A 13,164-nucleotide genomic window follows, 5' to 3' on the forward strand; every position below is an offset into this window, starting at 1 on the left:
GGGAATTGCAGCGTGATCGAAGCAAGCAATGTGCCATTGTGTACAATTTACCTGCACCTGCGGCACCACAGATTATTGCACAATATCAGTTGCTTGAAATGGTCGCGGGGAGCTGAAGCGGGCTCGCTTGAGAGCGTGTCTGCTCAATTCTAAGGCAGTCGTGACCAGTCCGAAGTCCGGTCGATCGATCAGGTAAAACAGGCGAGGATCTGCAGCAGTTGCTCGCGGTTTTCCTTGCCGATCTTCTCGGCGACATGTCGCTCGTGCTCGGCGGCGAGCCGCTTGAATCGAGCCAGCGCGGTCTTGCCGCGCTTGGTCAAATGCAGCGCGTGGGAGCGACGGTCGGTGGCGGAAGGGATCCGGCTGACGAAGTCGCGTTCCTCCAGGCTGTCGAGCAGGTGCACCAGCCGCGCGCGTTCGATCCCGAGCCGCTTTGCGACCGCCATCTGGCTGAGGCCCGGATTGGCCCAGATCACGGTCATGACCGAATATTGGGTCGGACGGATAGCGACCGTCGCCAGCGTCTTGATGAAGTCCTGGAAGATCCAGAGTTGGAAGCGCCGCACCGCATAGCCCGCGTGGCCGATCAGCGCGTCGAGACCGATGTCATCGGCAGTGTCACCGCCAGTCGTCCCGCCATTCGCCGCGCGCGCCTGAGGGCGGCGGATTGCCGCTGCCTTTCCTGCCGCCTTGCGCGACGTCTGTTGCTTGCTTGCCATGCCCAAGGCTAGCGCGCCCGGGACGGGAGGGGAAGATTGTTGTTGACGACAACAATTGATGTCCGCAACATTATGGCAAAGAGCCCGACCGGGACCGCGATGTCGCACCATGTTGCGGCGCGATCCCGCAAGACACGGGCGAGGAGGAAACCATGACGACGGCCGCCGCCAGCGGAGACGATCCGCACCGCCTGTTCGCCACGCCCGCGATCGTTGCCATCAGCCGCGACGACGGCAGCATCCTGGTCCGCTCCACCGTGCCCTTGAAGGAAAGTGCCCGCTGCGTCGGCGACTGGCTGGAGCACTGGGCACAGCAGGCGCCCGATCGCATCTTCCTCGGCGAACGCGCCAGCGCCGAAGCGCCCTGGAGCACCGTCAGCTATCGCGATGCGCTCGGAATCGTGCGGCGGGCCGCGTCGTGGATCCTGGCGCAAGGGCTGAGCACTGAACGGCCGCTGGTCATCCTCTCCGACAACGGCATCGACCACGCGCTGTTCGCGCTTGCCGCCCAGCATGTCGGCGTGCCTTCGGCCGCGGTCTCGCCGGCCTACTCGCTGATCTCAAAGGACTTCGACAAGCTGAAGAGCATGATCGCGCTGCTCGATCCCGGCGCGATCTATGTCACGAGCACGAAGCCATTCGCGGCGGCGCTAACCGCGATCCGGCCGCTGCATCGCGCAGCCACCGTCAGCGGCAATCCCGACGATACCGATGCGCTGCCATTCCGTTCCATTGTCGCGACGCCGGAAGCATCAGAGGTCGCCACGGCCTTTGCCGCGGTGACGCCGGACACGATCGCAAAATTCCTGTTCACCTCGGGATCGACAGGCACGCCGAAAGCCGTGATCAACACCCAGCGCATGCTGACCTCGAGCCAGCAGGCCAAGGCGCAGACCTGGACGTTCCTGGAGCAGGCCGGCGAGGAACTGATCATATTGGACTGGCTGCCCTGGAGCCACACCTTCGGCGCCAACCACAATTTCAATCTGGTGCTGCGTAACGGCGGCACGCTCTATATCGACGGCGGCAAGCCGGCGCCCGGCCTGTTCGCAACCTCGCTCGCCAATCTGCGCAGTGTGGTACCGACGGTCTATTTCAACGTGCCGCGCGGCTTCGACATGCTGATCGCGGCACTCCGCACCGACGAGGAACTGCGCCGCAAGTTCTTCGAGGGCACCAAATTCGCCTTCTATGCCGGCGCGGCGCTGCCGCAGAATTTGTGGGACGCGCTGGAGGAATTGTCGCTGCAGACGGTCGGCCGCAGGCTGCCGATGGTGTCGGCCTGGGGATCGACCGAGACCTCGCCGCTGGCGACCGATTGCCACTTCCTTGCCAAACGCTCCGGAAATATCGGCGTGCCGATTCCCGGCACCGAGCTCAAGCTCGTGCCGTCGGGCGACAAGCTCGAGGTCCGCGTGCGCGGGCCTAATGTCACGCCGGGTTACTGGAAGGCGCCACAGCTCACCGCCGAGGCCTTCGATGACGAGGGCTTTTACAAGATCGGCGACGCCGTCACCTTTGCCGATCCCGACCGGCCCGATCTCGGCCTGTTCTTCGACGGCCGCGTGGCCGAGGACTTCAAGCTCAATTCCGGCACCTGGGTCAGCGTCGGCACCCTGCGCGTCGCCGGCATCGCGGTGCTGGCGCCGCTTGCGCAGGATATCGTCGTCGCGGGCCACGGCCGCGACGAGGTCCGTTTCCTGGTGTTCCCGAACCTCGCCGCCTGCCGTTCGCTCGCGGGACTGCCCGAGAGCGCTGGCGCGCAGGAGGTCATCGCCCATCCGGCGGTCCGTTCCGCGATTGGGCAAGGGCTGGCACGGCTGAAGGCGCAGGGCGGCCATTCTTCCGGCCATGCCACCCGCGCGCTGCTGCTCGCCGAGCCCGCCTCGGTCGATGGCGGGGAAATCACCGACAAGGGCTACATCAACCAGCGCACCGTGCTGACGCGCCGCACCGCAGCGGTTGGGGTGCTGGAGGACGACGCGTCGTCCGAGCCGATCGCCTGTGCGGGGTCGTGACGTGATTTGTACCGGCGCCGAGTTGGGAGGACGCCACGCACACCGCCGTCGTCCCTGCGAAAGCAGGGACCCATACTCCGCGGCCGACGTTGTGTATAAACGTCGTCGTTCCGCTGGTGTGCAATAATTAGCATTGGTGGTTATGGGTCCCGGCTCGGAGGCCGGGACGACACCGAGTTTGTGGCACGTTTGGCGGGCCATTCACTTGAGCCCTCTGCACCGGTTCCTTGGGGCCTTGCTCCGCACACGCTCGTGTTTTTAGTTGCTATAGCAACTAAGCTGTGCGAGTTTCCGCACCCATAGGGACAGGGCCGGTCAACGGTCACGCTTTTGGGAGGACGATGTTGCGCAGCATGGCGCGAACGGCACGCATTGACACGCGGACAAATAAAGCGGTGGCACAGGGCGCCACCCGTGGCCTTGCCGCACGGTCAGCTCGTGCTTGGCCCGGTCACGGCGCCGAGATTCTCATGCAGCCGGCGCAGCAGGTCGATCAGCACTTCGCGCTCGTCCCTTTTCAGGCACGACAGCAGCCGCCGCTCGCGCTCGAGCGCCGCGACGATGACCTTGTCGTGGATGGCGCGGCCGCGCGCGGTCAAGGTGATCGAATGGGTGCGGCCGTCGTCGGGTGCGGTGCGGATCGTCAGCAGGCCGCGCTTCTGCAGCGCCGCGAGGTTGCGGCTGACCGGGCCCTTGTCGAAGCCGATCACCTGGCAGATCCGGGAGGCGGGAATGCCCGGCTCGATCGCCAGCTGCGAGATGATTCGCCACTCGGTGACGTTGACGCCGAAATTCTTCTGGTAAAACGCGGTGGCGCTGTTCGACAGCTTGTTGCCGATGAAGGTGATGAACGCCGGTACATAGCGATTGAGGTCCAGCAGCGGGCCATCGGTGGCATCTGCGGGATCGGCCGGTTTTGGCCGGCGGGGCTTTCGGGGGAGGGGCTGGCTGCTCATTTCCCAAATCATCGCTGCGAAACTGTTCGGGAGCAAGTGACATGCGGCCCGTGTTGACAAGTTCAAACCTCGGGAGGTCCCGATGACTGCAACAGAAGGTGCGTCCGTCCCGCATCTCGACGTCGATCCGTTCGCGCTCGAATTCTTCGCCGACCCGTTCCCGACCCACGAGCGGCTGCGCGAGGCCGGGCCGGTGGTCTATCTCGACAAGTGGAATGTGTATGGCGTAGCGCGCTACGCCGAGGTCCATGCGGTGCTGAACGATCCCGAGACGTTCTGCTCCAGCCGCGGCGTCGGCCTCAGCGACTTCTCCAAGGAGAAGCCGTGGCGGCCGCCGAGCCTGATCCTGGAGGCCGACCCGCCGGCGCACACCCGCACCCGCACTGTGCTGAGCACGGTGCTGTCCGCGACCGTGATGAAGCAGCTTCGCGGGCGATTTGCCGCCGCCGCGGAGGCCCGGATCGACGCGCTGCTGGAGAAGCGCAGTTTCGACGCGATCGAGGATCTGGCGGAGGCCTATCCGCTGTCGATCTTCCCGGATGCGCTGGGCTTGCGGCCGGAGGGCCGCGAGCATCTGCTGCCTTACGCAAGCCTGGTGTTCAACGCCTTCGGGCCGCCGAACGAGCTGCGCAAGCAGGCGATCGAGCGCTCCGCGCCGCACCAGGCCTATATCGCCGAGCAGTGCCAGCGCGACAATCTCACCCCGGGCGGCATCGGCGCCTGCATCCACGCCCATGTCGATAGCGGTGCCATTACCGCGACCGAGGCCCCGCTCCTGGTGCGCTCGCTGCTATCGGCCGGTCTCGACACGACCGTCAACGGCATCGGCGCCGCCGTCTACTGCCTTGCCCGCTTCCCCGACCAGTTCCAGAAACTCCGCGGCGATCCGACGCTGGCGCGCAACGCCTTCGAGGAAGCGGTGCGGTTCGAAAGCCCGGTCCAGACTTTCTTCCGCACCACGACCCGCGACGTCGAGCTCAGCGGGGCCAGCATCCCCGAAGGCGAGAAGGTGCTGATGTTCCTGGCTGCGGCCAATCGTGATCCGCGCCGTTGGGAAGCGCCCGATAGCTACGACATCACGCGTCGCACGTCGGGCCATGTCGGCTACGGTTCGGGCATCCATATGTGTGTCGGCCAACTCGTCGCCCGCCTCGAAGGCGAAGTGATGATGGCGGCGCTGGCGCGTCGTGTCGCCAGGATTGAAATCGCCGGCGAGCCAAAGCGCCTTTTCAACAACACGCTGCGCGGGCTGAGCAGCCTGCCGGTCGAGATCACGCCGGCCTGACGAGAAGCTCAATCCCGGCAAAAAGGCCGGTTGAGGAAACATGGGAGGGGAGACGATGCGGGGCTTTGGGATTGGGCGATTTGGGATTGGACTTGCGCTGGCACTGGCCTGCGCCGCGGGCAACGCACGCGCGGAGATTTCCGACAATGTCGTGCGCGTCGGCGTGCTCAACGATATTTCCGGCATCTTCCAGGATACCAACGGTATGGGCTCGGTGGAGGCCGCGCGGATGGCCGCGGAGGATTTCAACGGCGGCGGCAAGGGCATCAAGGTCGAGATCGTCTATGCCGATCACCAGAACAAGGCCGACGTGGGATCCGCGATCGCGCGCAAATGGCTCGATGTCGAGGGTGTCGACGCCATTGTCGACGTGCCGAACTCGGCGGTCGGCCTTGCGATCAACACCGTGCTGCGCGACAGCCGGATGACGTTCCTGGCGTCGTCGACCGCAAGCTCCGATCTCACCGGCAAGGCCTGCTCGCCCAACACCATTCAATGGGTCAACGACGCCTGGGCGACCGGCAACACCACGGCGGCCGCGATGATGCAGCGTGGCGGCAAGGACTGGTATTTTGTGACCGTCGACTACGCACTCGGCAAAGGCATTGAAGCCGAGGCGACCAACTACATCGAGAAGCACGGCGGCAAGGTGCTGGGATCGAGCAAGCATCCGCTCGGCACCTCCGACTTCGCCTCCTTCCTGCTGCAGGCACAGAACTCGAAAGCAAAGGTGATCGGGCTCGCCAATGCCGGCGGCGACACCATCAACGCGGTGAAGCAGGCGGCCGAGTTCGGGATCCAGCAGGGCGGCCAGACCATGGTCGCGTTCCTGCTGTTCGTGAACGACGTCCACGGCATGGGCCTGAAGGTCGCGCAGGGCCTGCAGCTGCTCGAGGCCTTCTACTGGGACATGAACGACGACACCCGCGCATTCGCAAAGCGCTTCGCCGCGCGTCCCGGCATGAACGGCAAGATGCCGAGCGGCAACCAGGCCGGCGTATACGCCTCGACGCTCGCCTATCTCAACGCCGTCGCCGCAACCGGCAGCGACGACGCCAAGGTCGTGGTGCCGCAGATGAAGACCTTCAAGGGCAAGGACAAGCTGTTCGGCGAGACCACGATCCGTCAGGACGGCCGCGTCATCCATCCGATGTACCTGTTCGAGGTGAAGAAGCCCGAGGAGTCGAAATACCCCTACGACTATTACAGGCTGATCGCGACCATCCCGGCCGAGCAGGCGTTCCGGCCACCGGCGGATGGCGGGTGCTCGCTGGTGAAGTGAGGTTGCTGATGAAGTCAGCTCTTCGCCGCGCACTCCATCCTCCCCTGGAGGGCCCTGGAGGGGGAGGATCGGTTCGCATGAAAATGCGAACCGAGGTGGGGTGAAGGTCTCTCCGTTGAAACGGTGCCCGAGTGGAGAGAGATCACCCCACCCCGAAGCGCATATCGCTGCGCTCCATGCACTCCGACCCTCCCCCTCCAGGTCCCTCCAGGGGAGGGTGAAGGGGGAGCATCTGCGCTGAGATCGAACTTCGCTACGCAGCCTTTGCGCTTGCGGCCTTCACCCGCCCCAGCATCTCGCTGGCCGTCATCACGTGCGCCGTGGAGAATGCCAGGATCGTCAGCGTGGCGCGATGCACCTCTTCGGCGGACAGGGCGCCCTGGCCGACATCGGGATAGTCGAACGTGCCTGTGGCGTCCGACAGGAAGACGACCTTGTAATTGTGGAACATGGCGTCGCGCGCAGTGGCGTGGCAGCAGTTCTCGGTGGTCGTTCCCGAGATGATCACCGTCGTGATGCCCCATTCGCGCAGGATGAGGTCGAGGTCGGTGGCGAAGAACGCGCTGTAGCGGTGCTTCTTGATGACGTGCTCGCCCGGTGCGGGCGCGAGGTCGTTGAAGATCTCGACACCCTCGGTGCCGTCGACCAGCGACGACCGGTCGGCGATCGGCGAATAGAGATCGTCATAGAGCCCCATGTCGCTGCCGTCGCGGCGATGCACATGCGCGGTGTAGATGACGCGGATGCCCTGGTCGCGGCAGGCCTTCAGCGTCTGCGCCAGCCGCAGCACCATGGCGGCGGCCTGCGCCGAACGCAGCATGGCGCCCTCGGCCACGAAATCGTTCTGCATGTCGACAACGATCATGACGGTTCGCGCCGGGTCGATGATTTCGCACTGGTAGCCCATGTAGTGTCTCCTTTCCTGAAGGGAGACATCTTCTACATCCACGGCGGCAGGCGTTCTTGGCTGCGCCGGCCAGTTGCTGGACTCTGCTTGCCAGAAGCGGGGGCCGGACGCAGAATATCCCCCTGCCGGGTTGGGCGGGAGCAAGGTCCGATGCAGATCCCAGATCATACAGTCATCGCGCAAACGCTTGTTGCGCCGGGTGACAGTTTCGACCGCTGGCATCACGTCACCTGCCGCGAATTCTCGCTGACCGAATGCCGCCGCGTCGCCGATGAGGCGTTTGCCGCGTCGATCTCGATCCGCCATTTCGGCCCGCTTGCGATCAACGACATCTGGTCGTCGACGCCGGCCGCCGACCGCATTCGGGTGATGCGCAGTGCGAGCGACGTCCGTCGCGACCCGCGCGATTATTTCATGCTGTGGCTCACGCTGCGCGGCGAGGTCAGCTTCGCGCAGGGCGGCCGCGAGGTGCGGATGCGCCGGGGCGATCTCATGCTGCATGACCAGGCGCAGCCGTTCACGCTCGAATTCGCGCCGAGCGCGCGTTCGATCATGGTGTCGATCCCGCGGCCGCTGCTGCTCGCGCGCCTGCCGGATGCGCAGCGGCTGACGGCACGGCGGGTCGGCAACGCGTCGAAAGTGGGCGCGCTGGCGGGATCGTTGATCCGCCGGCTGACGCGGCTCGATGACGAGGCCGGGCCTGCGGCGATAAGGCTTGGCGCCTCGGTGCTCGATATTTTCGCGACGACGCTCCAGACCGAGCTGACGGATGATGTGCCGCAGCGCGGCGACGAACGGCTGGCGCGGGTCAAGGCCTATATCCTGGCCAATCTCGACGATCCCGAACTCGATCTCGATACGATCGCCATGGCGCAGAACATGGCGCCGCGCACGCTCAATCGCCTGTTTGCGCGCGAAGGCACGACGCCGATCCGCTGGCTCTGGCAGCAGCGCCTCGCCGGCGCCTATCAGGCACTGGCCGAGCGGCGCTTCAGCCACGTCACCGATGCGGCGCTCAGCTTCGGCTTTAGCGACGTCTCGCATTTCAGCCGCGCCTTCAAGGCCGCGTTCGGCCGCTCGCCGCATCAGGTGATGGGGTGACGCGCCGGGCGACCTCTCGTCACGGCGCGCAAACGAAACTCGCTGCCGCGGTGACCGGTCCTGCCTTGTAGTGCGGCCAGGTCGGCCAGCGGCACAATGGCAGCGCGCGGAGGGTGTCGAAGGCCGGCGCCTCGGTCTTCTGCTCGCGCACTTCGAGATCGCCGGGCGCCTTGCCGTTCTCGACCCAGTCGACCAGCACGGCCAGCATGTCGACATTGGCGGGTGCGCCGGAGCCGACATGATCGACGCCGGGCGCAGTGTAGAGCCGGGCGAACTCCGCGACCTTGTCCTTGCCGAGCGTCTTCTCGACGTTCCCGAAGTAGCGGATGCCGGCATAGGGGCTTTGCGCGTAGTCGGACATGTGTTCGAGGATCACGAGCTTGCCGCCGTGGGCGTGGAAGCGACTGAGGTCCGGATCGGTGGAATCCATCAGTGCGGAGACTTCCAGCACGCGCGCCTTGTGGTCCTCGGGTTTGTAGGTCGTGACGTCGAGCTTCGGATCGCGGGCGAAGACATATTGAATGCCGCCGGCGCCGTAGATCCAGGCGATGCCGTTGGTCGGAGCCGGTGGTTGCGTCGGCGCCGTGGTGCCGAGCCACCAGGCCTTCCAGCCGCCGGTCGGGCCGAACGCCGGCGTATTCTCGCCCGACACGCCCCAGCCTGGATAGTCGTCGAGGCCGTTGGCGAGCGGGAATGAGAATCTGTACGGCGCATGCAGCGTTTCGATCGCGGCGACCTGCTTGTCGGTCAGGCAGTCGTCGCCGCTGTGGCCCGCGGCGCATGCCAGCGTGGCCGGCTTGAACGCGGCCTTGCAGCCGACGGGATCCTGCACCAGTGCGTCATCGGAGCCGTCCTGCATGTCGCAGACCTTCAGCACGGCGTCGGCCACGAGCTTGACCTGCGCCGGCCTGATCCAGCCGTCGCCCATGGTCACGAGGCCGGAGCGGGTGCCGGCATGCTGCAACCCGACCCAGTTGATCACCGGAACGCGCGCGAAGATGCCGTCGAAATCGTCGGGATAGCGCTGCGCCATGGTCAGCGCTTCACGGCCGCCTTCGGACGATCCCATGAAATACATCTCAGCCGGCGGGTTGCCATAGGCGCGGACCGTCAGCGCCCGCGCGGCGTCGCGCACCTTCTTGTAGGCCTTGTGCGAAAAATTCTCGAACGCCTCGTCGTTGAGCGCGAACAGCTGCGGCGGCTCGCCGGGCTTTTGCTCGTGGCCGGAGTCGGTGCCGACGGTGACGAAGCCGAGCGCCAGCGGCGAGGCCTTGTCGAACGGATAGGCCGGCGGCAGGCCGAGGCCGGTAATCAGCACGCCGTTGAAGCCGCCGCCGCCATATTGCAGTGAGCGGCCGTTCCACTCCACTGGAAGGTTGACCTCGAATTTGATCGGCGGCGCCGTGGGATCGGCGGGATCGATATGGGCGAGCACCTTGCAGAAGGCGGGATTGGCCGGGATGATACGCGCCGCCGGCGTCGGCGCCTTCTCGGCGACCGAGAGCGGCGTCGGCGTTTGCAGCGTTGCCGTGTCGATCTTGACGGCGTCGTCGGCGGGACCGGCAAGGCCGCTGCAGGTTGCCGCGGGATCGCCGGTCATCCCCGTCGCGAATGCGGCCGAAGTGCCTGACATCAACGTCACAAGCGAAGCCGCGAACGCCCATGCGCGCGCATCGATCTGCATTGCTTCCTCCCCATGCAAACATTGTTGCTATGGCAAGTATTTCATGCGGGATGTCGGCGCGCAATGGCACGCGCCATTCCATCTCCGTCATCCTGAGGAGCGCGTAGCGCGTCTCGAAGGATCGACGGCCTGAACGGCGCCGCGCGACGATCATGAATGGCACTATCTGGGCCGTGCATCCTTCGAGACGCGGCCAACAGGCCGCTCCTCAGGATGACGGGGCTAGGGTTGCGCGCGTGGAAGCGCGCCTACTGCGCGACCTTGCTGCTGCCTTGGGTGATCAGCCGTGCGGCACGCTGGTCGCGGGTGTGGATCCAGAGCCAGTTCATCGCCACCGCAATCCGATGGCGCACGCCGATCAGGAAGTAGATGTGGGCGAGGCCCCAAATCCACCATGCCAGTGAGCCGCGCAGCTTGAGCCAGCCGAAATCGATCACCGCCTTCTTCTTGCCGATCTGCGCGAGGCTGCCGGCATGCTTGTAGCGGAACGGCGGCAGCGTCTTGCCGTCGAGCCGGGCCTTGATCAATGCGGCGACGTAGCGTCCTTCCTGTTTGGCGGCCGGTGCGATGCCGGGCACCGGATTGCCGTCGGGGCCCTTGATCGTGACGGTGTCGCCGACGGCGAAGATGTCGGGATGACCGGGCACGGTCAGATCCGGCTCGACCTGCAGCCGATGGGCGCGATCGGCCGGCGCGTTCAGCCATTCGGCGGCGCGCGAGGCGCGCACGCCGGCGGCCCAGACGATGGTGCGCGCTTCCAGCCTCTTGCCGCCGAACACCACGCCGTCGGCCGAGCATTCGGTGACCGGCTCGCCCAGCATCACCTCGACGCCGAGTTTCTCCAGCGACGCTTGCGCATAGGCCGAGAGATCGTCGGGAAATCCTGCCAGCACGCGCGAGCCGGCCTCGATCAGCACCACGCGCGCCTTGCGCGTGTCGATGTGACGGAAGTCCTGCGGCAGAGTGTCCTTGGCGAGGTCGGCGATGGTGCCGGCCATCTCGACGCCGGTCGGCCCGGCGCCGATGATGACGAAGGTCAGCAGCGCCGCACGCTTGTCCGGATCGGTCTCGCGCTCGGCGCGCTCGAAGGCGACCAGGATGCGCCGCCTGAGCGTCGTCGCGTCCTCCAGCGTCTTCAGGCCGGGCGCGAACGGCTCCCATTCGTCATGGCCGAAATAGGCGTGGCGCGCGCCGGTGGCGAGGATCAGCGTGTCATAGGGAATGCTGCCGCCGTCGTCGAGCTGCACTTGCTTCGCCGCTGCATCGACGCCGCAGACATTGGCGAACAGCGTCGTCACCTCGGGACGGTCGCGCAAGAGATAGCGGATCGGCCAGGCGATCTCGCTGGTCGCAAGCGACGCGGTCGCGACCTGATAGAGCAACGGCTGGAACAGATGATGGTTGCGGCGGTCGATCAGCGTGATCTCGACCGGCGCGCCCGCCAGACCGAAGGCGGCTTCCAGTCCGCCGAAGCCGGCGCCGACGATCACCACGCGATGAGGTTTGGCCGGCGCTTGCGTCATCTGATGTCGCCCTCGGTTTCGAACGGCTTCGTCAGTTCATTATGTAGTCATTCGCAGCCTCATTCCAACACGAAATGCCCGATCACCCGATAGCGAAACCCAATCGCGGCAAGCCTCACGCATCCTGCCGCGCGGCCGTGGCGACAACTCGTCGCCGCATCGGCAGGAACAGCCCCGCGACGGCTCCCGCGAATGACAGCGTTGCCGCAAGGCTCATCGCTGCAGCAAATCCATTGGTGAAATGTCCGGACGAATCGGCCCCGCCATTTGCGGAAAAACTTGCCACCAGCGCCGCGATGCCGAACATGCCGCCGAGGAAGCGGCCCATGTTGAACACGCCCGACGCCTTGCCCATCTCGCTGACGGCGACCGCGCTCAGCACCGCGTTCTGTACGGCCGGCATCGCCATCGATACGCCGACGCCGGCGAGCATCAGTGGCGCGACCAGCGCGGAGTAGGGCATCGACGGGGTGACGATCTCGCCGACCCAGCCGAGACCGATCGCCTGCATCAGGAGTCCGGTGACGACGAGCGTGCGTTCGCCGAACCGGTTGACCACGGCGCCGGCGATCGGCGCCGTGACGAACAGCGTCGCCGTCCACGGCAACAGCCGTAGCCCGGCGCCGAAGGGGTCGAAGCCGAGCGCGATCTGCAGGAATTGCGGCAGCAGGAACAGCACGCCATACATCGCGGCATAGAACAGCACGCTTGCAGCCATGCCGGATGCGAACGGTCGTACCGCGAACAGCCGCATCGGCACCATCGGGCTCGTCGCACGCAGCTCCCACAGCACGAACATCGCTGCCAGCGCGGCGCCGGCGATCAGCGCGCCCGTCACTTCTGCGCTCGCCCATCCGGCGCTGTTGCCGCGCAACAGGCCCCAGACCAGCGCCAGCGCTGCGAGCGCGACCAGTGACAGTCCGGTGATGTCGAGCGGCGCAGCCGGACCAAAACTTTCGCGCAGGCGCGCCAGCACGAGGGCAATCGCGACGAGGCCGATCGGCAGGTTGATCCAGAAAATCCAGCGCCAGCCGAGATGTTCGGTGATGAAGCCGCCGATCGCGGGTCCGATGATCAGCGCGCATCCGGTGATGCCGCTGAAGATGCCGAGCGCGCGGGCGCGCTCCTCGCGGCCGAACGCACCGCTCAGGATCGCCATCGCCAGCGGCATCACCAGCGCCGCACCTGCGCCCTGCAAAGCGCGCGCGGCGATCAGTGCCGCGGCATCGCCGGCCAGCGCGCAGGCCGCCGAGGCCACGACGAACAGGCCGATCCCGGCTGCGAACATCCTGCGCCGTCCGAAGCGGTCGCCGAGCGCCGCGCCGGTCAAGAGCAGCACCGCGAAGGTCAGATTGAAGGCGTTGACGGTCCATTGCAGCGTCTCCACGGCGCTGCCGAAATCGGCGCGGATGGTGGCGAAGGCCGTGGTCATGATCATGGCGTCCAACGCCATCATGAAGGATGCCAGCGCGGTGAGGCCGAGCACCCAGCGCTGTTCGGCGCGCTCTCGAGGGGTCTGCATGGTCGTTCTCCGTTGGCGTGCCGCAGGCTTGCGGCGCGCTTCGCAGGCCAGGACGAACCGGAGCGGGCAAAGGATGCGGCAAAGAACTATTTTTGAATTATTTTTGCCGGACCGCATCCTTTCGCCGCCGGCAAACGTCCTTGGATATGACGCGGCCGGTTCGGGCC

At 66.0% G+C, this 13,164-nt stretch carries 10 protein-coding genes; 4 read left to right on the forward strand and 6 right to left on the reverse strand.

Annotated features, from left to right (window positions below):
• Positions 1-188: 188 nt before the first annotated feature.
• Complete coding sequence (locus tag HAP47_RS04700) at positions 189-830, reverse strand: MarR family winged helix-turn-helix transcriptional regulator (protein WP_231168757.1); 642 nt, start codon at positions 828-830, stop codon at positions 189-191.
• Positions 831-871: 41 nt separating this feature from the next.
• Here HAP47_RS04700 and HAP47_RS04705 point away from each other — a divergent pair, with 41 nt between their 5' ends.
• Positions 872-2,737, forward strand: a complete 1,866-nt coding sequence (locus tag HAP47_RS04705; RefSeq protein ID WP_173639229.1) for a feruloyl-CoA synthase — start codon at positions 872-874, stop codon at positions 2,735-2,737.
• 431 nt (positions 2,738-3,168) lie between these two features.
• On the opposite strand, the gene HAP47_RS04710 is transcribed toward HAP47_RS04705, so the two are convergent.
• Positions 3,169-3,693 (reverse strand): MarR family winged helix-turn-helix transcriptional regulator, encoded by a 525-nt coding sequence (locus HAP47_RS04710; protein ID WP_231168758.1) that lies wholly within the window; start codon positions 3,691-3,693, stop codon positions 3,169-3,171.
• Positions 3,694-3,775: 82 nt separating this feature from the next.
• Between HAP47_RS04710 and HAP47_RS04715 the strand changes: the two genes are divergently transcribed.
• Positions 3,776-4,978 (forward strand): cytochrome P450, encoded by a 1,203-nt coding sequence (locus HAP47_RS04715; protein WP_173639228.1) that lies wholly within the window; start codon positions 3,776-3,778, stop codon positions 4,976-4,978.
• 55 nt (positions 4,979-5,033) lie between these two features.
• Positions 5,034-6,260 (forward strand): ABC transporter substrate-binding protein, encoded by a 1,227-nt coding sequence (locus tag HAP47_RS04720; protein WP_231168759.1) that lies wholly within the window; start codon positions 5,034-5,036, stop codon positions 6,258-6,260.
• Positions 6,261-6,513: 253 nt separating this feature from the next.
• On the opposite strand, the gene HAP47_RS04725 is transcribed toward HAP47_RS04720, so the two are convergent.
• Positions 6,514-7,167, reverse strand: coding sequence for an isochorismatase family protein (locus HAP47_RS04725; protein WP_173639227.1), 654 nt, complete (start codon positions 7,165-7,167; stop codon positions 6,514-6,516).
• A gap of 150 nt (positions 7,168-7,317) precedes the next feature.
• On the opposite strand from HAP47_RS04725, the gene HAP47_RS04730 reads away from it, so the two are divergent.
• Complete coding sequence (locus HAP47_RS04730) at positions 7,318-8,268, forward strand: helix-turn-helix domain-containing protein (RefSeq protein WP_173639226.1); 951 nt, start codon at positions 7,318-7,320, stop codon at positions 8,266-8,268.
• A gap of 19 nt (positions 8,269-8,287) precedes the next feature.
• On the opposite strand, the gene HAP47_RS04735 is transcribed toward HAP47_RS04730, so the two are convergent.
• The 3 genes from HAP47_RS04735 to HAP47_RS04745 form a co-directional block, all read right to left on the reverse strand.
• Complete coding sequence (locus tag HAP47_RS04735) at positions 8,288-9,901, reverse strand: tannase/feruloyl esterase family alpha/beta hydrolase (RefSeq protein ID WP_371821798.1); 1,614 nt, start codon at positions 9,899-9,901, stop codon at positions 8,288-8,290.
• Positions 9,902-10,200: 299 nt separating this feature from the next.
• The gene (locus tag HAP47_RS04740; protein WP_173639224.1) at positions 10,201-11,475 is read right to left on the reverse strand and encodes an NAD(P)/FAD-dependent oxidoreductase; all 1,275 of its coding nucleotides are present in this window, start codon (positions 11,473-11,475) and stop codon (positions 10,201-10,203) included.
• 115 nt (positions 11,476-11,590) lie between these two features.
• On the reverse strand, positions 11,591-12,997 hold the full coding sequence (locus HAP47_RS04745; protein ID WP_176396236.1) for an MFS transporter: 1,407 nt from the start codon (positions 12,995-12,997) through the stop codon (positions 11,591-11,593).
• Positions 12,998-13,164: the final 167 nt, after the last annotated feature.

This window comes from Bradyrhizobium sp. 41S5 (assembly GCF_011516665.3).
Classification (GTDB): domain Bacteria; phylum Pseudomonadota; class Alphaproteobacteria; order Rhizobiales; family Xanthobacteraceae; genus Bradyrhizobium; species Bradyrhizobium quebecense.